The 22,624-nt window shown below is 39.2% G+C and carries 19 protein-coding genes; 5 read left to right on the plus strand and 14 right to left on the minus strand.

Features of this window, described 5'->3' with window-relative positions; all coding sequences use genetic code 11:
• Positions 1-57: 57 nt before the first annotated feature.
• On the minus strand, positions 58-846 hold the full coding sequence (locus ACPBEH_RS06325; protein ID WP_424348613.1) for a hypothetical protein: 789 nt from the start codon (positions 844-846) through the stop codon (positions 58-60).
• Between the two features lie 152 nt (positions 847-998).
• On the opposite strand from ACPBEH_RS06325, the gene ACPBEH_RS06330 reads away from it, so the two are divergent.
• Entirely contained in the window at positions 999-2,063 is a 1,065-nt protein-coding gene (locus tag ACPBEH_RS06330; protein WP_424348614.1) for a hypothetical protein, read from the plus strand.
• 14 nt (positions 2,064-2,077) lie between these two features.
• Here the strand turns inward: ACPBEH_RS06330 and ACPBEH_RS06335 are convergent, their stop codons facing one another.
• The 7 genes from ACPBEH_RS06335 to ACPBEH_RS06365 all read right to left on the minus strand — a co-directional run bounded on the left by ACPBEH_RS06335 (position 2,078) and on the right by ACPBEH_RS06365 (position 9,754).
• Complete coding sequence (locus ACPBEH_RS06335; protein ID WP_424348615.1) at positions 2,078-2,818, minus strand: class I SAM-dependent methyltransferase; 741 nt, start codon at positions 2,816-2,818, stop codon at positions 2,078-2,080.
• A 110-nt stretch (positions 2,819-2,928) separates the two neighbouring features.
• Positions 2,929-3,363, minus strand: coding sequence for a universal stress protein (locus ACPBEH_RS06340; RefSeq protein ID WP_025016220.1), 435 nt, complete (start codon positions 3,361-3,363; stop codon positions 2,929-2,931).
• 17 nt (positions 3,364-3,380) lie between these two features.
• A complete protein-coding gene (locus ACPBEH_RS06345; RefSeq protein WP_025016221.1) occupies positions 3,381-4,955 on the minus strand; it encodes an Nramp family divalent metal transporter in 1,575 nt (524 codons plus the stop codon).
• 155 nt (positions 4,956-5,110) lie between these two features.
• Positions 5,111-5,686 carry a PepSY domain-containing protein gene (locus tag ACPBEH_RS06350; protein WP_424348616.1) on the minus strand — a complete coding sequence of 192 codons (576 nt, stop codon included), beginning with the start codon at positions 5,684-5,686 and terminating at the stop codon, positions 5,111-5,113.
• An 89-nt stretch (positions 5,687-5,775) separates the two neighbouring features.
• Positions 5,776-6,447, minus strand: coding sequence for a YoaK family protein (locus tag ACPBEH_RS06355; RefSeq protein WP_099947222.1), 672 nt, complete (start codon positions 6,445-6,447; stop codon positions 5,776-5,778).
• Between the two features lie 162 nt (positions 6,448-6,609).
• Positions 6,610-8,424, minus strand: a complete 1,815-nt coding sequence (locus tag ACPBEH_RS06360) for a glycerophosphodiester phosphodiesterase (RefSeq protein ID WP_424348617.1) — start codon at positions 8,422-8,424, stop codon at positions 6,610-6,612.
• A 175-nt stretch (positions 8,425-8,599) separates the two neighbouring features.
• Positions 8,600-9,754, minus strand: coding sequence for a CHAP domain-containing protein (locus ACPBEH_RS06365; RefSeq protein WP_424348618.1), 1,155 nt, complete (start codon positions 9,752-9,754; stop codon positions 8,600-8,602).
• 265 nt (positions 9,755-10,019) lie between these two features.
• Between ACPBEH_RS06365 and ACPBEH_RS06370 the strand changes: the two genes are divergently transcribed.
• The 4 genes from ACPBEH_RS06370 (at position 10,020) to ACPBEH_RS06385 (ending at position 12,739) form a co-directional block, all read left to right on the plus strand.
• Complete coding sequence (locus ACPBEH_RS06370) at positions 10,020-10,703, plus strand: transposase (protein ID WP_424348575.1); 684 nt, start codon at positions 10,020-10,022, stop codon at positions 10,701-10,703.
• Between the two features lie 11 nt (positions 10,704-10,714).
• Positions 10,715-11,578 carry an IS3 family transposase gene (locus ACPBEH_RS06375; RefSeq protein ID WP_424350054.1) on the plus strand — a complete coding sequence of 288 codons (864 nt, stop codon included), beginning with the start codon at positions 10,715-10,717 and terminating at the stop codon, positions 11,576-11,578.
• Positions 11,579-11,754: 176 nt separating this feature from the next.
• Positions 11,755-12,207 (plus strand): MarR family winged helix-turn-helix transcriptional regulator, encoded by a 453-nt coding sequence (locus ACPBEH_RS06380; RefSeq protein ID WP_424348619.1) that lies wholly within the window; start codon positions 11,755-11,757, stop codon positions 12,205-12,207.
• A 19-nt stretch (positions 12,208-12,226) separates the two neighbouring features.
• The gene (locus ACPBEH_RS06385) at positions 12,227-12,739 is read left to right on the plus strand and encodes a GNAT family N-acetyltransferase (RefSeq protein WP_424348620.1); all 513 of its coding nucleotides are present in this window, start codon (positions 12,227-12,229) and stop codon (positions 12,737-12,739) included.
• 51 nt (positions 12,740-12,790) lie between these two features.
• On the opposite strand, the gene ACPBEH_RS06390 is transcribed toward ACPBEH_RS06385, so the two are convergent.
• The 6 genes from ACPBEH_RS06390 to ACPBEH_RS06415 form a co-directional block, all read right to left on the minus strand.
• Positions 12,791-13,255, minus strand: coding sequence for a MarR family transcriptional regulator (locus ACPBEH_RS06390; protein WP_280103062.1), 465 nt, complete (start codon positions 13,253-13,255; stop codon positions 12,791-12,793).
• The gene (locus ACPBEH_RS06395) at positions 13,252-13,623 is read right to left on the minus strand and encodes a hypothetical protein (protein ID WP_280103061.1); all 372 of its coding nucleotides are present in this window, start codon (positions 13,621-13,623) and stop codon (positions 13,252-13,254) included. The genes ACPBEH_RS06390 and ACPBEH_RS06395 overlap by 4 nt, the downstream gene beginning before the upstream one ends.
• Positions 13,607-15,043, minus strand: coding sequence for a helix-turn-helix domain-containing protein (locus ACPBEH_RS06400; protein WP_424348621.1), 1,437 nt, complete (start codon positions 15,041-15,043; stop codon positions 13,607-13,609). The genes ACPBEH_RS06395 and ACPBEH_RS06400 overlap by 17 nt, the downstream gene beginning before the upstream one ends.
• Positions 15,044-15,099: 56 nt before the next feature.
• On the minus strand, positions 15,100-19,839 hold the full coding sequence (locus ACPBEH_RS06405) for a SpaA isopeptide-forming pilin-related protein (protein WP_424348622.1): 4,740 nt from the start codon (positions 19,837-19,839) through the stop codon (positions 15,100-15,102).
• Positions 19,840-20,076: 237 nt separating this feature from the next.
• The gene (locus ACPBEH_RS06410; protein ID WP_424348623.1) at positions 20,077-21,978 is read right to left on the minus strand and encodes a MucBP domain-containing protein; all 1,902 of its coding nucleotides are present in this window, start codon (positions 21,976-21,978) and stop codon (positions 20,077-20,079) included.
• A gap of 176 nt (positions 21,979-22,154) precedes the next feature.
• Positions 22,155-22,616 carry a MarR family winged helix-turn-helix transcriptional regulator gene (locus ACPBEH_RS06415; RefSeq protein ID WP_424348624.1) on the minus strand — a complete coding sequence of 154 codons (462 nt, stop codon included), beginning with the start codon at positions 22,614-22,616 and terminating at the stop codon, positions 22,155-22,157.
• Between the last annotated feature and the right edge of the window lie 8 nt (positions 22,617-22,624).

Raw genomic sequence — 22,624 nt, forward strand, 5'->3', positions numbered from 1 at the left:
TCACCTATAACTTTACCAAATGAAAGCCGTTTAATCTAGCTAATCTAGTGGTTTAATTTACTCAATATCTAATTTTTGAACAGTTTCGCTTGATTTTGGTGTGTAATGCTGATACATCTTCGTCACTGGCACCGTTGGTAGGCCCTTTTGACTTAAATAAATCGTTGGTTTTAAATATTTCTTATTAGCCGATTGTTTTAATTGATATTGTTCAATCTTCAACGGATTTTTAATCTTGCCTTGGTCTTGGCCGTTAAATTGCACTTTCGCAAGTGGGAGGCTGATTGTCGCTTGGTCCACTTTGAAATAAGCACGGTCTTGCTGACTCCCTAAATATTGAACTGACTGCTTATCTGTCTTTTTGTAGAAACGGTTAATCTGTTTCATACTATGTTGATCAACAAGTTTGACGGTTGATTGCTCTGTCTTAAATAAATTAAGGCCATCTAGGTCGCCCCGAACACTTTGTGCACTCATCATTAACCAGACAATCACGACAATACTAATAAAATAGACAATGTGCAAACTCAAACTGCTGGCAGCGTGGGATAAATTAAATGTATAGCGATCTTCAAGTTCCTTATCCATAATTTGGCGTTTAATCTGCAATGCAATTAATTTATAAGAAGCATACCAGATAATCAGCGCTACAATTGTGGAGCCTAGCGCCATTAAAATGGTTTTATTGAGAATTTCAGAATCGGTCATTAGCGGACTAAAACCGCTTACGATTTTGGCCGTTATCCCTCCTAAAATCAGAATAATGACCATTTGCAAAACAAAAAAACGGGTTCTAATACTTTTACTGATTGCATTGGGTGTCACTGTTGCGGTTTGTTTCTTCATGCGTGTTTCCTCCCTTATTAACCTATCTACATTTTAGCATAATCCCCCACTCAAAGGCGCTAAAAGTCAACGCCATAAATTAAAGAAAGCACTTTCCTTCTCTGCTTCTTTTCAATATGATACGCTTGAACTAATCAAATGGAGGTGTTTCTATGTTATATCCAGATAGTTTAACGCAGTTACTCACAGATTCAAGTCAGCCTGTTGTTTCATTATTCATTAACTTAGATACAGGTGGTCAAGCACTTAGCGCCAACAAAATAAAACTAAATAGTTATGCTAAACAGATTCGTGACCAACTACTTGCCGATCATCCCGATCAAGCAGGCCTTTTAAAACAAGTTGAAGCCTGCTTATCGATTGCCCCCCAAGAACTCGCTCATGTGCAATCAATTGCCTTCTATATTACTGAGAATAAATGCTACCATCTCATTTTGCATTATCCAATTAATAGCGAATACTTTACGATTGATGCGCATCCAGATTTACGGCCATTAAGTTCCGAACTGGCCCTCAGTTTAAATGGCACGATTTTAAACCTCAACAAAACGAGCTTCAGTCTTAAAACCATTCAACAAAACGTGATTCGCGACTACCCATTACCAGCTGATGCGCCAACAACGATTGAAAAAGGCATTGGGACTGACCGTAAAGGTGAAGTGGTCCAAGGCTTCTCAAGTCCAACCCACAGTTACGTGGTCAAGGATAATGAACAACTCATCGATCAAACCAACTATTTCCGCGTAATTGATCGCTATCTCACCGAACTACTCCCACAAAAGGCCCCTATTTATGTGGTGACCTTACCTGGTAATCTCAATCTCTTCAAAGAACTCGCAACAAACGTGAATTACCAATTAGACCAAACCATTCAGACCTCTCCAGAATCGTTGACGGACGATGAATTACTAACCACCTTACTAAAAGATGGCCGTCAAAGCTTACGTCAAGAAGCACTTGCTTTAGCAGAGCGAGCAACTAACACTTACCACAGCGATCCTGAATTGGGGAATCCCGATATTATTTTATCGCGGATCAACAACCGGCAATTGACGGCACTAATTGTGCCCACCGCACTAACGCCATCTCCAACCATTAGCGCTGATCAGATACCAGTCCTCAACAGCTTGCTGGTGGCCGCGGTTAAAACCGGTCTTGCGCTTTATCCCGTACCGGTTGAAAACCTGCCAACTGGCTTAATTGCACTTGGCTTCTAATCAATGTCCTCCCTTTACACGTGCCAATACAACAACGTATATTCAAGCGTTGTCGTACTGGCACGTGTTTTTTTGTCGATGAATAATCGGTCCAAATAAGCCTTTAGCAATACTTGCGGTACTTCCGCATAATAAGCTTCTAAAAATGCCCGGTCGAAAGTCTCGGTTGTTTGATATTGAAACTTTTGTTGCCGAACTTGATAGCCAGCACTTGTTAACAGTTTAGCCACCGCCGGGATAATCGTTGGCTCGATATTGGGGTTTTCTTCAGCAATCCCAAAGTGTTGTTCCAGTGGCGCAAATAAATCATCGCTATTCTGCGTTAGCCGTAAAAGACCACACCACTGCCGACTTTTTTGCGTAATGGTCAATAGGGTTTCGTCCGCCGTTACCGCCGGATTGAGCGCCATCCACACTAAATCGTAACTTTGATCTGGGGTTTGCTGGCTAAAATCGGCCACCGATTGTTGTTGATAAGTCACTGATCGCGGCTCCGATAGCGCTTGGTTTTCCACCTGTGCATAACGCAACATCTGTTCTGAGATATCCACAATTGTGTATTGTTGACTATTTTGCGCGAGTATTGGTAGATACCTGCCGCTACCACCGCCTAAATCAACAACCGAATTGGTTGGCAACAAGCGCTGTTCTGTTAAAAATCTTTCAATATCGGTCACAATCGGCACTTGCGATTCCTTTTGAATTTGATAGTATTCCGCCGCAAAATTATCCCAAAATTCAGCCACTTCATCCATGCGCTTATTCCACTTCCTTCTATATAATTGCATTTAGCTTACCATAATTAGGCCCTAAAAAGGCGTTGAGACCATGTCACTTTGTCTCAACGCCTTTTTTTCGTGTTCTGTTAACGCACTACCAATACCGGTACCGGTGCGTATTTAGCCATATAGGCTGCTTGGCTTCCAAAATATTTTGCGATGCCTTCTTTGGCTTTTGAGCCGATAATCAATAAATCGGGTTGGACCTTTGGAATCACTTCTTTAATAATCGCTTCGCCCGGTTCCCCTTCAGCGATTACTGCTCTGACGTTTTTGACCCCTTCAGCCCGCGCTTGTTCCTGATAATCTAAAACATGTTTTTCCAAATCATTATATTGACCGTGGATATAATCTTTATTCAAAGCCTGGTAGACATTCAACTCATCATTTTCTAGCACCGATACAATGACTAATTCTAAATCATCCTTAACGGCCCGTTTAATCGCATATTCAAAGGCTAATAGCGCATCTGCTGAATCATCCACGCCGACTAATACCCGTCTCATATTTAAAATTGACATCTTAACCCCTCCTCAAGTTATTCCGCAGCTTGAGCCGCGAGTTGCTGTTCAAATCGTTGATTACCTTTATATAATTCAACAATCATCCAGACTAATAGGGCTAAAACAGCTGCAATTAAAACATAGGCGATTTTATCCGCTAATGCTAATTGGGCCGCTGTTGCCTGATCGCCGAAGAACGCTTCGATTTGACCCGGTAAGCCCAACATATTTAAGTAAGTTAAACCAATGACGGATAACCAACCCAACACGCGAATCACGAGTGAGTTTTTGAACCGATCACCCATTTCAACCCGACTATCGGTAAACATCAATAGTGGTAACATTGAAAATGGTAAGGCAAAAGCTAGGAAAACTTGGGAATTATTCATCAACGTATTCAAAGCTTGATGTTCTTCCAATGGTGGCTTGTTGCTGGTCATCATGACACAAATTAATACGGGAATCACTGATAACAAGCGCGTTACTAACCGCCGTAACCAAAGTGGCATCCGTAAATGAACGAAACCTTCCATAATCACTTGACCAGTTAAAGTCCCTGTAATGGTTGAATTTTGACCAGAAGCTAACAAGGCCACTGCGAATAAAGTTGATAGAATCCCGGTCCGCGCAACGCTCGCTAAAATCCCGTTGCTCATTGTTGATGTATCAGATAAAGCTTCAAATAATCCGAAGAATGACGGATCTTTGACCGCACCCGTTTTGAAGACGGCAACACCCATGATTAACAAGAGTGCGTTAACGAAAAAGGCCATCGTCAATTGAATATTTGAATCCCATGTTGAAAACCGAACAGTTTGCGCAACTTGTTCTTCGTTGTTGCGATCAATCTTCCGCGTTTGTGAAATGGCAGAATGGAGATAGAGGTTATGCGGCATCACTGTGGCACCGATAATCCCTAGCGCACCTGTTAGTGGTGACATCCCGCCAACATTTGGTGTCGTGGCGAATGTTTTAGCAGTTGGTACTAACCCAACAATTACCCCTGCCCAATCAGGATTTGATAGCGCAACTTCATAAGCAAAGACAACAAAAATCACGACGATTAACGCCACAACAATTGCTTCAATTTTTCTAAAACCAACTTTTGTTAATAATAATAATAGCATGACATCTAAAATCGTAATAAAGACTGCGATCACTAACGGAATATTAAACAACAAGTACAGCGCAATTGCCGCCCCAATCACTTCCGCAATATCAGTTGCCATAATGGCTAGTTCCGTTAAAATCCATAACACGATCCCCAACGATTTACTGGTTCGCGCTCTGATTGCTTGCGCCAAGTCCATTTGAGTTACAATGCCTAACTTAGCCGCCATATATTGTAACAACATCGCGATTAAACTAGACACCAAAATCACGGACATCAACAGGTATTGGAAACTCTGCCCACCTGTAATTGAGGTTGACCAATTACCCGGATCCATATACCCCACTGCCACTAATGCACCTGGTCCTGAGTAAGCCAATAACGTTTTCCAAAATGTTTTGCCCTCAGGTACTTCAACTGTCCCATTAATTTCTTCCAGAGATGGCCCGTTAGCATATTCAATCAACTTATGCTTTTTGGGTCCCTTAACTTTATTCATCACACACACTCCCTTTATTTATTCCTTGTAACACGTTTATTGTACACCGATTTAATTCAAAGTAAATAAAAAGTTAGCATAGCCTAACTTTTTATTATGCTTAACCACATTAAAAAAAGCAGCCCCCGCTAAAGGAGACTGCACTTTATTAATCTTTAATCATCTAACTCAGTATCGACCACTTCACCAGTCGTGGCATCGATCTTTACCTGCATCTTTTGGTGCTTTTGATGGCCTTCAATTTCCCAATAAACAACGCCATCATCTTTTTCAAGGGTCGCCTCTAAGACGTCGCCATCAAAATAGTGTTGGGCTTTTTTCTGGGCAGCTTCAAGCGTCATTAACGATTTGAAATCAAACCGCTCTTTTTGACGAGCCACACCATGTTGTTCATCAGTATCTAAGGTTTCTTTCGTTAAATGGCTGATATCACCTGTTTGACTATCAATCTGCATTGCTAATTCTTCAGTATCGCTCAAACCAGTCAAGCGATAAACCGTTTTGTTCAGTTGCTTTTTTAGCTGCAATTCTGAAATATCCGCGTTTGGATACTGCTGTTTAAACAACTCACGTGCCTTTTCAAGACTCACTTTCGGTTGGAGCTTAGTTGGTGTTTGTTGCTTAACCGTGGTCGCTTTTTTAGTTGACGCTGTTTGCTTAGCTTGTTGATTTGAGCAACCCGCTAGCAACGCTACGGTTAATAAACCGATAAGTAGGGGGGATTTTTTCATGATCAAACCTCGCTTTACTTTAGTATACTTAATTATAACATTTTACTAATCAAAAAAATGGTTTGCCACTTTCGCGACAAACCACTTGATTAGATTTTTTTATGGGGATTCACCTGTAAAATTAACAACGTCACGAGTAAAAAGACGGCTGATAAAATAATGGTCCGTTCGCCCAGTAATGAGACACAAAGGCCGGTCATAACTGCACCTAATGTAAAGCTAATAATGATTCTTAGAATTTCCCAAGCTTTCTCAAGCGCTTGGGCATTCTTTTTAAAAATGCCATCGTATAAACTTTCTGCGAGTGTCCGGACGTTCCCGGTCATCATCAATGAGGTGAATGGTCCCCCATTTAATTCCCGGAATTCTTGTAATTGTGCGGCGGCAATCATCGACACTGATGCGCTCGCCAACAAGTCTGGAATATATGGCGAGATCCCTGCAATCACCGTTAAAACGGCAATTTCAACCCCTAGGATTAACCGTTGCCGTTTGTTAATGGAATCAGCTTCCTTGAAATGATGTTGCACAACCCGCGTTAAAATCGTCCCTAACATAAAGGCCAAAATGGGCGTAATATGCTGGATTAATACCGACCATTTCATTTGACCAATGTGCGTCCCCAACAAAATTAGGTTCCCCGTTTGTAAGCCGGCAAAGACTTGTCCGTGCACTAAAAAGGTATAGGAGTCAAAGCCCCCTGCGGCAGCTAATAACCCACCGTATAGTACTTTGTCACTTGTTGCCATTTTATCTGTCATGAATTCGTTCGACTCCTCAAATTAACTATAAGTATTAACTTTATCGGAAAATATGAAGGTCGTCTACTACTTCATTCAACTTTCCAAAACAAAAACGCTCTCAATGAGAAATCTCTCAAAAAAGGCGGTCTAAACGTATTTAGACTGCCTTTTTATCCTGCTTTAATTTTCAGATTCGCCACTGAAACCAGCTAACTGACTGGAATAAATTAGAAGTCTTGTCGCATAACTGGGATGATCATTATTTTCAGCGACCACGGCTTTTAAATCACTCAAGTTATCCGTGATAATACCGTCGACCTCGGTTAATAACAAGCGTTGCATCACATCAGAATCGTTCACCGTCCATGCATAAACCGCTTGTTTCTTGGCATGTGCTTGATCGATAAAGGCCGTGTTCAAGGTTGTGGCTTCCATCGTATAGGCATTGGCCGGCGTTTCTGGAAAACTGATGTTATACGGCAAGATAAAACTAACAAATAAGCGCGGTGCTTGTTTCTTCAATGCCGCTACGACTGGATAGCTCAACGAATGGATACGATCGCCATTTTTCAATAGCCGTTGCTGGTAACGTTTGATAAAGTTAGTCATCATCTGTGGGCTATCTTGAGGCGAAACTTTGATTTCAACCAATAATCGTTGGTGCGCCTTTTCTGCAGCAGTCAGATACTGGTCGAAACTTGGTATTTTTGCTGAATAACCATTCTCGCGAACCGTTAATGCCGTCAATTCGGCTAGTGTTAACTCATGAACGGTCCGATTAACTCCGGCTAATTCTTCGAGATTGTTATCGTGCATCACGACGAATTGATGATCCTTCGTCTCTTGAATATCCATTTCCACATAGTCTGGTTTTTCACGCGCTGTTTTTTGGAGGGCCGGAATCGTATTTTGAACGCCATTGCCGTCATCAACACCCCGATGAGAAATTAAAGCAGGTCGGTTATCCATCGCGCCTTCTAAATACGCATAGTCGTATAAGGCAACGCCAGCAGCGATCAGAACTAACAACAAAAGTGCCGCACTTTGGCGGATTCGTATTTTTAGTGACCGCTGTTTTGGCATTATTTTAATCCGTGATTCATTCGGGGTTAAATAACCAGCCTGTTTTAAAATCAGTTGTAAAATCATCACGATACTCATCGCTAGCAAGACCTGACTAATAATTTCTAGGATAAAAAGATTTAAGATTGCTAGCGGCAGTGCATAATGCGGTAAGTTTTGATCATAGTATTGTTGCAGATTAAACAGCAAGAGTTGCGTTAAAACACCAAGTACCGTAATTGCGGTTGCCAAAATCCCAATTTTAATGAGTAAGCGCCAGAAGCGCCCCTTCGTTGTTTGCCAACACTTTTGCAGCAGTTGGGTTGTGGTCAGTTGTTTATTGAAGACCGTCTCCGGTAAAAAGGTTATTAACCTAATCGATAAAATCAATGCCACCGTATAAACCAAAATGATGGGACCCCAAATCTTAGGCGACGTCCACATATCCTGAATAATAAACGCCGGAATCGTCACCTTGTTTAATAAGACAGATTTAAAAATAATCTGCCCGAACGGTAAGATTAACAGGAAGTAAGCAATCATAATGAAGGCTGTCAAAGGTTTTAGTGTCATTAAGTCATGTCCGGATTGTTTTAAAGGTTGCCATTGTGATACTGGCGTCTGTTCCTGAATTCGTTTGATTTGCCGGAATAAAAAGGCCATTTGAATATAAACTAACCCACAAATCAGCAACACCATCAGTAATAAGCTAATTAAGACCAGTGGGTGCTTGGTCAATACTGAGATAAAATTTGTATAGGTCAGGTAATCGATGCCATTAAAAACTAGCAACCGATTCACACCCCAGGTTAGCCCTGGCACAATAAGACTCGTTAAAACAAGATTGATACTGACAACCAATAAGACATAGACGCTCCAATGACGCCCAAATGCCTGAAAATTCGTTTTTAAAAATCGCAATAATCGTCGCAAGTGGATATCCTCCCAAAAATTCCGCATTTTAGTTTGTCGCCTTAACTACCAATCATCTCAGTATAACAGACTAAAATAGCCTCGACTCAACTGATGCCTCTCCAATGTCCCACGTGAAACATTTTCTTGCCAAAAGAAAAGGATGGCAAGCCGCCATCCTTTTTAAAATATTAAATTATTTATGAATATAAGTTAATGATCTTGCATTAGAAATCGTTTGTGTATTAGGACCAGCAGGGCTGCCAAAGCCTAAGCCACCTTGTGAAATTGTAACGGTGTTCTTATCAGCATCGTATGATTGAACATAGGCAACATGCCCGTATGAAGGGTCAGCTGACCATGAACCAATCTTTTGACCAGCGGCAAAACTAATAATTGTCCCAGCAGCTGGATTGTGATCAACTGTGAACCCAGCAGCGGCTGCCGAAGCACCCCATTGATTCCCGTTGCCCCAACTATTACCAGCCCACGGTGCAACAGCTTTGACGTACCAAGTACATTGGCCCCAAGCATAAGCATTGCCAGCTGAGCTCGTTGCTTTTTTACCTTCACCAACAGAACTATCTGTCCCTTTTTCACCTTCTGCAGCTGAGGCAGCTAGTGCCTTAAGTTCCTTTTCAGTTTCTGCTTTATTTGCTTTATCGTAATCTGCTTTTAAAGCAGTTAGGGCTTTTTTATTATCGTTAATCTTTTTCGTTAAATCATTTTGATTTTTAGTTGCCTTATCTTTTAAATCTAACAAGTTTGTTTTTTGCTTTTCCAAATCAGCTTTGTCGGCTTCAAGCTTAGCCTTAGCCTTTTCTTGGTTATCTTTCAAATCTGTTAACTTTGCCTTAGATTCATTAACATCGGCTAATGCTTCTTTGCTGGCTTGGTTTAACTTATTAACAGTAAATGTCCGCGCCACTAAATCCGTTAAGTTATCCGAATTTAGAATAAAGTCCACATAGACATTGCCACTAACAGCGTCACCACTTGTTTTTTGAAGTGAAATTAATTGGCCTTCCAATACAGTTGTCCGCTTAGCGACTTCTTCCTTAGCTGCGTCAATCTTAGTCGAAAGATTGTTAATTTCATCAGTCGCTTCTTTAATTGCAGCTTCTTGAGTTGCAATTTTGGCAGAATTATCTTTAATTTGTTGATCTAACTTAATGCCCTCTTCGTTAGCGGCAGCGATTTGTTTTAACAGCGCTTTCGCGTCATCCTGATTTTTTTGAATGGCTTCTTTAGCTGCGGCTGAAGAGCTCGCAAAGGCCGGTTGCGTTGATGCAATTGTTACCCCTACCAAACTAACTGTCACTGCACTAATAATCGATTTTTTGAATGTCATTTTATTTTCTCCTATTATTTAAGCCCGTTATCTAATTATACCCATATTATATAGAGATTTTTGTTACAATTCAATGACTTAACCATTAACTTAATTTAACAAAAATCAATTGCCCACAATGTTATCCACCATCATTATAAGCCTTTTATTTAAAAAAATCTCGTCTATTTTAAATAAAAAATAGCTGTCAGCTCCATTATGATATACTCCCCTCAAAGTAGACACTTGAATTATAAAAAGTGTGTACCCAGAGAGGAGTATTTTTGTGAGTAAACGGATTTCATATTTAAAGAAAATCGAAGCAGTTCAAGCTGTACTAAATAATCAAGCATCAATCTCAGCCGTCAGCAAAGATTTTTCTGTAGCCAAATCATCACTACGTGACTGGATTAGAAAATACCAAAAATGGGGCGTTAACGGGATTCGTCCCTACAAGATAGTTAGAAATTATCCCCCACAAATTAAGCACGACGCAGTTATAGACGTAGTAAAAAACGGATTATTAATCAGCGAAGCAATACAAAAATATGATATTAGTGACCGATTAGTATTGAGAAAATGGATAAGGCTTTATAATGAACGAAAGCAATGGAAACCAAAAAGATTGGGGCTTTCGTCTATGAAAAGCGGTCGTAGTACGTCATTTACAGAACGAATTGAGATAGTTGAATATACTTTAAAAAAAGGTCGAGATTATCAAGCAGCAATTCAAAAGTATGGGGTATCTTATCAACAAATCTATAACTGGCTTAAAAAATATGAAAATTCAGGAGCCGAAGGCTTAAAAGATGGACGTGGTCATCACAAGAAAAAGCAAGAATTAACTGAATTAGAACGCTTGAAGCTAGAAAATGTACGTCTAAAAAATAGGAATCAGTATTTAGAAATGGAAGCAGATATCGCAAAAAAAGAAGTGGAGCTCAGACAAAGATTCGGTTATTTTCGTTAACCACAAATGACCTGGAATATACAACAGTATCTGAGCTCCACCAAGAAAAACGGTATTCAATAAAAGCACTATGTGCTTCACTAAAAGTTAGTCGGAGTGGCTATTACAAATGGTTAAAGGCTGGTCCGTCTAAAGCTGAAGAAATCAGGCAAGCACAAGCGGCAATCATTAAAGAAGGCTTTTACCAGTCAGATAAAACATTTGGAGCAATTAGAATTAAATGTGCAATAAGACGTGAACATCAAATAGATATTAATATAAAAACGGTTAGACGCTTAATGAAGATTATGGGACTTGTGTCAGATATTAGACGGAAACGACCAATCTGGCAACGTAGCAGGTCTTTATTTACAGCGGGGAATATTATAAGTCGTGAATTTAATGCGGATAAACCAAATCAGAAGTGGTTTACTGATATTAGCTATCTTAGTTACGGGGATACCGGTGAGCGAGCTTATATAAGTGCCATAATAGATAGTTTTGATAAACGAATTGTTGCCTATCAGATAAGCAAACACAACGACAATAAATTGGTTATGAACACGATACGATTAGCTTTTAAAAGATTCCCTGATGTTAAACCAATCATTCATAGTGATCGAGGTTTCCAATATACCTCAACTGAATATAAGCGATTGATAGAACATTATGGTATTAATGTTAGCATGTCCCGCGCGGGACATTGCCTTGATAATCAGCCGATTGAAAGCTTTTGGGGTATTTTGAAGTCTGAATATTTCTATCGACATACTTTTAACTCACTATCCGATTTAAAAGATGGAATTTACGCATATATTGATTATTATATGAATAAACGATATATGCCAATTTACAATGGGTTAACACCAATCGAAGTATACAAAAAAGCCGTATAGAATATACGACTTTAAAAAAACATTCATTTTTTATAAATCATCTGTCTACTTGACAGGGTATGGTTCATTATTCTAGCATTGACCGCTAAATTACCCTAATAATTTGTTTCACTTTTTATGTTGCATTTGCAATAAAAATATTTTATACTACTATTCAACAAGACGGAGGTATTATTGTGAAAGATATTTTAAGACCGATTGGCGTCATTGCTCGCTCACTAGATTCGATTGCCAATATTGAATTCAAAAAGTTTGATTTAACTCGGGGTCAGTACCTCTACCTCGTTCGCATCGCGGAAAATCCGGGGATCATTCAAGAACGTCTTATCGAACTGATCAAGGTTGATCGTGCGACAGTCACTCGTGCTATTCAAAAATTAAGCCGCGCCGGATTAATTACCCGCCAAGCTGATGAAACCAACCTCAAAATCAAGCATCTTTATTTAACCCCCGCCGGCCAAGCCATCTATCCCGAGATTAAACGGGAGAACGATTATTCCAATCAGGTAGCGCTGCAAGGCCTAACAACAGCAGAAACCCAAATACTACATGAATTATTGACCAAAGTTAGCGCCAACGTTGCCGCCGACTGGGAGCAAGTCAAAAAAGGCCAACAACGGCCCTATTAAAGCATAAAGGAGTTTTACCATGTCAATTGAAAAAGTCACCTCAGACCAACTTAAAGCATTACAAACCATCAGTATTCAAACCTTCACCGATACTTTTGGTGCTGATAATTCAGAACAGGATCTAGCCGATTATCTAGACTCTGCCTACAATGATACGCAACTTAGTTCAGAAATCGCTAATCCTAATTCAGCTTTCTACTTCATTAAACACAACGGCGATATCGCCGGATACCTTAAATTAAACAGTAACGATGCCCAAACCGAAAATCCTAATCCTGATTCAATGGAAGTTGAACGCATCTATATCCTGCCAACATTTAAACGACTTGGGCTTGGCACACAGCTCATCGAATATGCCATCAAAACGGCGCAAGAGGCCCATAAAGCCCATATTTGGCTCGGCGTTTGGGAACACAATGCTGCCGCACTCGCCTTTTATACCAAGTTAGGCTTTAAGCAAATTGGCGATCATATCTTCCAACTCGGTGACGATGCGCAACGTGATTTAATTATGCAAAAAGCGTTAAACTAATCGCTAAAAAGAGCTTATCCGATAATTATTTATCGAATAAGCTCTTTTTTTCTAACTATTAACGACTGCTTTAGCAGTTTTCGCTTGTTTTAATAATTCATTGACCATCTGCATCAAAGTTGTTAACTTATCTGTCCCGTAACAAGACATCACATTTTCAAGCCATTTTGTGTAAGCCACATTTAATTCAGCCGTAACTTGTTGCCCGTATTCTGTGAGTTCAAAATAAGTCATTCGATAATCTGGCTCTTGGCGTGCGATACCGTTAATCAGCCCCAAGAGTTGTAATTCACGGCACCGCCTTGAAATAGCTGCCCGTGAAACACCTTGGTGAACCGCTAAATCACTGCCAGAAACACGTTCATTATCACCGATAATTTGCAATAACATGTATTGCTCATAAGTTAAGTGATGTTTTTTGCTAATCCCACTAATGAAGGGACGTAAGTCATTGGTTAACCATTGATAGAGGTGGTTAAAAGTTGTCATTTCTAAAACATTATCTGGTTGCGTCATTTGGTGCTCCTTTCAAGAGCTATATTTTTTTGTCCAATCAACAAATTACCGGATAGTCGACCTAGTAGTTGGCCGACTTCACTATGCTGATTATTATTAGGTCGCACTGGCTCTTCTAGTTTCATTAAGTGATCCGCCATCAATTGCGATGGGTCCTTATAGCTTATTTGTGTTCGTTTTGTTTTTAATTTCTGATTACCCTTTTTAAGTTGCAATGTTCCATTTTCAGTTAATTGGGGGACTGGTTGGGTTATTGACTTATTTTCAGCAGCTATTGTCCATTTTTCGCGCGTCAGAAACAGATAGCCTGTTGAAACTTGGGATAATGTTGCACTTAGGATCAGAAAATAATTAATCGATTTTTTCATGTAACATCAGATCCTTTTTAAATTGCACAATGATGTCCCCAAAATCAGCCCAGTCATCTGCATTTGGTGGATTCTTCCAAATTATTTGCGCTGTTTTTAAACTTCCCTGCGCAAAATCTGAAACAAAGAGCTGTGTTTTTTGGGTAATATTTCTCTCCAAAACGATATTCAGATTCTTAAAGCCTAAAATTTGTTGTTCAATATAGTGGGTATAAGCTTTACCACTACTAAAATCAACACAGATATGAATCGGCGGATTCAATAAATCATCAGGGACGCTCTCAATAACCGCAAACAGATAATTGTAAAAGAGTGTATTGGTTAATTGTGCGTTGATGGTCGCTTGCTTCGCAAATTCTGGTAGATTTCGCAGAATGACTTCACTAGTTGTGGGGTAACTTTCTTCAAAAAATTTAACTTGTTGAACAGAGGTAAAACTGCTGATTTCAGCATAGAACAGTGCTAATCGAATATTGACAGTCGCAATCTGGTGCGTTAATACTGTTTGAATTGCCTGTGGCAACCCTAATTCAGTCATAATGGTCTCGACTATTCGTTGCGAACCTTGATTAATCTGCTGTACCTTAACGAGTGAGCGATGGCCCTCAAATACTTCTGTCATATTCTCGGCATACAGAAACGTCAGTATATAGTCGATTTCATATTGTAACTGATCAGGATTGTATAGCTTTGCCAGTAGGCCATTTAACGTAAAATCAGTTGGCTGGTAATCTTCTGTCTCGAAATCCGTAGCGGACAACGGATGATGTTGTTGTAACCGTTGTAACAACGTCCCTAAAAATAAATCCAGTTTAGTAGTTCGCACTAACGATAGGTCAATTTGATACCGCCATAATAATTGTTGCTTGAGTTGTTTAATTTCTTCCAACAATTGACTGGAAAAAGGGCGCCCTAAATCATTGTAAAAATCGTAATAGATGGTATAAATAAACTCACGTACAACCAGCTCATCCCCATGTAATTCATTATTACGATACTCGATACCATACTGTTTCAATAGTTTTGTCAGCTGTTTCTTAAGTGAATAGGCATAAGATTTACTAAAAAAATGGGCTTTAGCGAATGCCTCTACACTAACGCTTTGGTTTAAAGCATTTAATAGTAATGCATAAATTTCCGAACGCTCCAAGTAAGATAGTCGTACCTTTTTGGTGATTAGTGGTGTTAGCTGTTGCGTTGTTATCTCGCTCGTTTCATGCACTATAATCTGAGCTTCAATCTTCAACGCTTGTAGGTCTAATTGGAGCTGCGCTAAATATTTTTTGACTTTAAATTTTGAAAGGCCCGAAAATTCGCAAACTAAATCCACTGAAATATAACTAGATTTATTCAATTCTAAATATTGTAGGAGATAGTATTTTAACCGATCATCCTCAGTTAATAAGTAGTTTATATTCATTTTCGGACTCCATTTACTCTAATAAAAATGATTGACAGATCTATTATTTTGATAGTCTAACGACGACTAACTCGCCGCTTTGTACGATATAAACCACCTGCTATTAAAAGAACTAGTAGCCCTAAAGTTGTCATATCTGCCGTGCTACCAGTCTGAGGTAACTTTGCGTTATCCTGATGACTTGGTTTACTATGACCTGGTTTAGTTGGGGCAACTGGATTAGTTGGTGGTGTCGGTAAAGCTGGTGTGCCTGGAACTAATACTTTTTGATTTTCCTTCACTAATGACAAGCTTGAATGTGTACGATCAATTGTAAATTTAACCGGTGTTTGGTCTAATTGATAACCCGTTGGTGCTTTGGTTTCAACCAATTGATAATCACCTGTTTTTAAGCCTTTAATCAACAAGACACCAGACTGATCTGTTACCAGTTGTTCTTTCAATACATGGCCCTTTTCATCTTGTAATTCAAAAACCGCGCCTGCCAATAACTGACCCGTTTGGCGATCTTTTTTGGCTAATCGTACTTCATGATCGTTTTGTTGATTGGTTTTTTGAACGTTAACCGCCGTACTTGATGGTTGTTGTTTCGTCACAATAAAGTTCACTGGCGTACTATCTAACTGATAGCCTGTTGGCGCTTTGGTTTCAATAAATGAATATTGACCTGGTGCTAAATTAGAGACTGCAATTTTTCCTGCTGCATCTGATTTCAAATTCTTTGCAATGACTTTTTGATGATTATCAACGAGTTTAAAGACAGCACCCGCTAAAGTTTCACCGGTTTGATTGTCCACCTTCGTTAAAACAGCACTGCCTGGAATGACCTTATCTGTTTTGATTACCTTGATGGCATTTTTTTGATTTCTAACAATCGTAAACTTAACCGGTGACTGGTCTAACTGATAGCCTGTTGGGGCTTTGGTTTCAACGAATTGATAATCGCCAGGGGTTAAATCTTTAATGGCAATCTGGCCAGTGGCATCTGTCGTTAAGCCAGTCTTAATTGTCTTACCTTGCTGATTTTGTAAGCTAAAGACCGCATTTTGTAAAGTCTCACCTGTGCGATTGTCTTGTTTCGTCAAAATAACACTACCAGCAGATAATTGATTATTTTTAACAACCGTTACTGCTGTCGTTTGGTGTTTTTTAATCGTAAATTTAACTGGTGTTTGATCTAAACCATAGCCTGTTGGCGCCTTGGTCTCGACAAATTGATAGTCACCAGGTGCTAAATCCTTCACGGCAATTTGACCTGTCGTCCCCGTGATTAAATTAGTTTGAAGGGTCTTGCCTTTACTGTCTTGTAATTCAAAAACAGCGCCTTGTAAATGCGTTCCAGTTTGCTGATCTTGTTTCGTTAAGATCACACTACCTGGCGTTAATTGGTTGGTTTTAGTCAACTTAATGACTGACGTTTGATTTTTCTTAATCGTAAATTTAACCGGCTTTTGGTCTAATTGGTAGCCAATTGGCGCTTTGGTCTCAATCAATTGATAATCACCAGGTGTCAAATCTGAAACAGCGATTTGCCCAGCTTTATCCGTCGTTAAGCCTACTTGTAATGAGTTACCATTTTGATCTTGTAGTTCGAAAATGGCACCTTGTAGAGCTTGACCACTCTTTTGATCGATCTTAGTTAAAAAAACGCCACCTTTTGTTAATTGATTAGTCTTCGTTACTTTGACTGGTGTTGTCTGCCCTTTACTAATCGTAAATGAGACTGGTGTTTGATCTAATTGGTAGCCAGTAGGCGCTTTAGTTTCAATAAACTGATAATCACCAGGTTCTAAATCTGAAACGGCAATTTTCCCAGCCGCATCCGTTGTTAGACCTGTCTTCACTGTTTTACCAGCTTTAGTTTGCAGTTTAAAGACCGCGCCTTGTAAAGCTGTATTATCTTTCTGATCCACTTTTGTTAAAACAACATCCCCTGGTACTAACTTGTTAGTTAATTTAACGCTAACAGCAGCCGTTTGTCCTTTAACAATTGTAAATGGTTGCGGTGTTTGATCTAATTGATAACCAGCTGGTGCCTTGGTTTCAACAAATTGATAATCGCCAGGCGCTAACTGCTTAATCACAATTTGGCCATTAACATCCGTTGTTAACCCTGATTGCAAGGCTTGACCTTGGCTATCTTGTAATTCGAAAACGGCACCTTGTAATTGACTATTATCTTTCGCATCTGTTTTAGTTAAAACGACACTCCCAGGTATCAGTGTATCTTTAACCGTTACTTTAGCGATTGTACTGTCACCCTTTTTAATCGTGAACGGTTGCGGTGTTTGATCTAGCTGATAGCCATTTGGTGCTTTGGTTTCAACAAATTGATAATCACCTGGTTCTAAATCTTTAACCACTAATTGGCCTTTGGCATCCGTTGTTAAGTTTGCTTTTACTACTTTTCCCTGACTGTCTTGTAATTCAAAAACAGCCCCTTGTAGGGTAACGCTATCTTTTGCATCGACTTTTGTTAAGATAACACTGCCCGGTGTCAGTGTATTTTCGACATTAACTTTAGCGATGGTCGTTTGGCCCTTTTTAATGGTGAAAGGTTGTGGTGTTTTATCTAATTTGTAACCAGCTGGGGCTTTGGTTTCAACAAATTGATAATCGCCAGGTTGTAACCCTTTGACGGTTAATTGCCCCTTAGCATCCGTCGTTAATCCTTGTTGTAGCGTCTTACCTGACTTATCTTGTAGTTCAAAGATCGCGCCTTGAAGTGCATGACCATCCTTATGATCTGTTTTTGTTAATAACACATCTCCAGGTGTCAGGTGATTAATTTTATTAATTTTAACTGTTGCGGCATCATTTTTCTGAATGGTAAATGTCACCGGTGTTGCATCTAATTCATAATCAGCTGGGGCTTTCGTTTCAACGAATTGATAATCACCTGCTTTTAAGTCAGTCACCTTAATCTGACCATTAGCATCTGTTTTCAAATCTTTTTGAAGGACATTCCCTTGTTGATCTTGAAGCTCAAAAGTAGCGCCTTGAAGTGCCTTTTGATAATCATCGGTTTTCGTTAAAAGCACACTACCGGTGATTGTCTTATTAACCGCCGTTAAATCAATTGCTTTATCTTGCCCAGCAGTCACCGTGAAATTAATCGGTGTCTTATCTAAAACATAGCCTGTTGGGGCTTTAACTTCGATAAATTGATAGTCTCCCGGTTCTAATAGACCAGAATTAACCAAGCCGTCTTTATCAGAAACTAATCCTGAAATAACGGTTTTACCAGCTTTATCGACAACTTTAAATTCTGCACCTGCCAATGGATTAGCGGTTACGGCATCTTTTTTATATAGATGCGCGCTCCCATCTAACATGGTAGTTGCATCATTACTATAGATATCAGAGCCAGCATAGTTGAAAGAAGCTTTATTAACAATCTTATCGCCCGATTGGCCCGTTAAATTTTCATAATGCACCTTAAAACTAATCTTAGCCGCAGTATTAAGTGGTAAGTCTTTAATTAATCTATATTTAATTGTATTACTTGCTGCATCATAGCCAACTTCTTCGAAATAGTTACTGTCCAACGATTCCGTTTTAGTGAATTTTGTAAACTCAGGTAACGGGTCCGTAATGATTGTCCCCGCCTTAACATCGCCACTATTATTTTTAAGTGTCAACGAATAGGTCATGTCACCTGATTTAGAAGCAATCGTCGATTGACTAACGGATTTGCTCAAAGAAACAGCTTCATAATTATCTTGTTTCAATGCTAAAGGCGTTGATGCCGTCTTAACAACTTGATTGTCACTATACAGTGAAACAACATTCTTTCTAACCCCAAACTCTTCTGGTGTGGGATTGCCTTGGATTTTTTCAGCGTACATCACAACATAAGCATCATCCTTACTAATATCGCCAAAATCAATTGAAAAGCCAGTATTTGTTAAAGTAATTTTATCAGCGAATTGTGCCGTGACATATTGCCAAGCATTAGGCACCCCATCAGCACGACGCCCTGTTACTTTAGCAATTCTAAAATGATTAATCACAGTCGCATCACCGCTTGCCGGAATATGTGGATTAGGATCAACAAGTTCGGTATCCAATGGGATTGTGTCCACAATCTTAGCGTTCTTAATTTCTGTTTGATTATAATTAATTGGAATAACAAAAATATTGCTATTTGGATCCGTCATACTTTGGATTGACGCGTTGACGCCATTAACGGTTGAATATGGCTGTGTTGCGTACTTCATTAATAATGGGTTACTAGAAGTAGCAATATTTACTTTTGCATTAGTTGTATCCGTACTAATGACTTTATTATCTTTTGACAATGTTGCATCAAAATCAACTGAATCTGGAAATTCTTCTCCTGAGCCACCATCCATAAATGGTGCTGCAAAGAAAATTTTAATAGTAGCGCCATCGGCAGTCGTTTGATCAATTTTAGTATGGTCAATCGCGATATTTAATACATAATTACCGCTACCATCATCCACTAACGCGGGATTTTCCAGATAAAAAGGGTCCCCAATTTTAATATTTTGAACAATATCACCAGGACTATTAACAATGCTCTTTGGTATCTTAACTTGCAACGTGCCATCAGTATCCATTTTTCCAGCGCTATGACTGAACGTAACGTCTAATTCAACTTGTTGCTTTGAATTGATAACCTTAGGTGCAGTAATTGTCACACCTGGATCGTCACCAGCTACTCGAACATTTTTTGAACTTAGGGTTGCTGCTGCAGTCGCAATCCCAGACTGTGCAAAAATTGTTAGCATCATGATAAAAATATAACCAATCTTAGTGATTCTATTTTTCATATCTAAATTGCCTCCTAATTGCGTTTAAATTTGATTTGCTACAATACAAACTTGAGTATAAATTAATTGTTAGCCTCATTAAAGATTATTATTGCAATGTTTTTCCACGCTTTTTAATGATTCGCAAAATTATGAAGACTAACTACCTTAACTTGTATCTTGTGTGTTAATAATTAACTTAAAACGACAAAAAAACTGCCTCGCTTTTATAAAAAGCGAGGCAGTTTTTTTAGCGCATTAATTTGTTTTTCTTAATTTCTTATAAAAGCCAAGTAGACCGGCTAAAGCGACTAATGTAATCCCCATTACTGATGCAGCAATCGTTGTTGTGCTGCCTGTTTGTGGTAATTGTTTTTTAGCTTTCTTAGCAGGTTGTTGCTTAGTTGTTGTCACCTGTCCTTTTGAATGATGGTCTGTTGTTGTTTGATGATGATCTGTTTGTGTTTGATTTTGGTTTGCTGTCTGATCCTTACTTGGTGTTTCATGATTAGTTGTCACTTTACGGTATACAAATTTAATTGTGACATCGTCCTTGTCTAAAATACCTGAGGCATTTTTAGGCATTGCAACTAGTTCGTAACCCTTGATGGTTGGTGCCGTTGCCTTATAGCGATCACCCTGATGACCAACCTTTGTCAAGGCCGTTGTTAATTCGTGGCCTTGTTGATCAACGTAAATTGCAGTGATTTTAACACTTGTATCAGGGATAGGTGTTGTTGCTTCTTTTTGATATTCATAAACGACTGTTTGTGCTGAAGCTGTATATTGGCCTTTAGCATTGGCTGGGGTCTTCACTAATTTGTAACCAGCAATCGTTTTAGCGTTTGTTTGATAAGCGGCGTTTAATTGCCCTGTTAAAACGTCTGCTTTAGCAATTTCTTTGCCATTCGCATCAACGTATTTAACCGTCACAGCTTTAGCGGCTGGTGTTGTCACAGCATCTTTTTCATACGTATAAGTCACTGTTTGTGCCTTATCGGTAAAGGTGCCTTTAGCATTGGCTGGTGTTTGGGCAACATGGTAACCGGCAATTGTCTTAGCGGTTGTTTGATAGGCTGCACCCACCTTACCGTTAAGCGTCTCACTGGCTGCTAATTTTTGACCGTTACCATCGACATAATTAACTGTGACGGCTTTAGCGGCTGGCGTTGTCACAGCATCTTTTTCATACGTATAAGTCACTGTTTGTGCCTTATCAGTAAAAGTGCCCTTGGCATTAGTTGGCGTTGTTACAACATGATAACCCGCAATTGTTTTAGCGGCTGTTTGATAGCTCGCACCCACGTTACCTTTTAAAGTATCACTATCTGCTAATTTTTGACCGTTTGCATCAACGTAATTAACTGTGACCGGTTGTGCTGCTGGTTTAACATCATTTTTTTGGAAATGTAAAACAGCGGTCATCATTTGACCTTGTTCATTGAAATATGAGAAAGTAAATGTCGTTTCCTTAGTATTCGAATAAGCGGGACTTGTTACGTAGCCCTGATGTTCATTAACACCTTCATAATTGAAATCTGGGACGTTTGTACCTTCGGCAGTAATCATATATTGAATGGTTGCCATTTCAACGATATCTTTTGAAGCTGTCGCATTGATTTTAACATCAACACCTGGTGCAATTGTTTGTTTAATCGAATCATATTTGTCTGCTAATGCTGATTGATCGAGGGTTGTCGTATCAAAATAAAAATCTTTCACACCAGCAGTTGCCTTATTATTAACAAACTTCAAAGCCCGCAAATGCCAAGTTGAACCGACTTTGACAAAGTATTGCATGGTTGTATTGGCTTGGAGATAGTTAGCGTCCCCTAATAAAATTTGATTGTCGTTAAAGTTTGAACCCGTTGCATCAAAGATTGAACCTTGCCCACTCACGCCATCCTTACTCATTGATAGATTAAACGTAAAACCATCTGGTAATGCCACTTTATAATCTGACCCTGATGCTTTACTCAAATCAACCGTTGTTGTATTTTCAACCACATAGCCGCGTGTGCTAGTTGGTTTAACAGTTGCTTGTTGTGTTGTTGCTGGTTCCGCCGTCGCTGCCATTGAAGTCACTACCGGACTGATTGCCGGTAGAACCATCCCTGAAATTAATAAACTAGTTGCTAATTTTGATTTTAAACTTTTCACAATAAAGCCTCCCAAAAATAAATTAATGCAATTTTATACTAATGAATAGCCTTACTTTAGCATCTTCATTAGTTACGGAAAAGCCACATTAAATCACCTTAATTATCAACAAAAACAACACCTTAAGCTGCTTTAAGACAAAAAAATAGACCTTCTCAGGTCTATTTTAAAAACAACTATGCAAGCCGTTTTTTGATGACACTTGCTTGTTCAACGAGTTCGTCTGCTAGTGCAACTAACTTAGCAAATTTGTCTTGGCCGTATTTTTCATTCACCATTTCAACCCACTTATCATAGGTTTGGTTCAATTCGAACAAGACTTCTTCACCATGCTTTGAAACTTCAAAATAAGTTAACCGATAATCCGGTTCCTGTCTTGAAATCCCCTCAATCAAGCCTAACAATTGTAATTCACGACACCGCCGTGAAATAGCAGCCCGCGACACATGTTGCCCCGCCGCAAGTTCACTACCTGAAACATGTTTTTGGTCTTGGATTGATTTTAATAAGATATATTGATCATACGTTAAATGGTATTTTTGACTGATTTCACCTAAAAATGGTCGTAAATCATTGGTTAACCATTGATAAATTTGATTAAATTTCATCATACCTTGTGCATCCGATTCGATTCTCATAGCCTAAT

This window comes from Latilactobacillus parasakei (assembly GCF_049674265.1).
GTDB lineage: Bacteria > Bacillota > Bacilli > Lactobacillales > Lactobacillaceae > Latilactobacillus > Latilactobacillus sakei.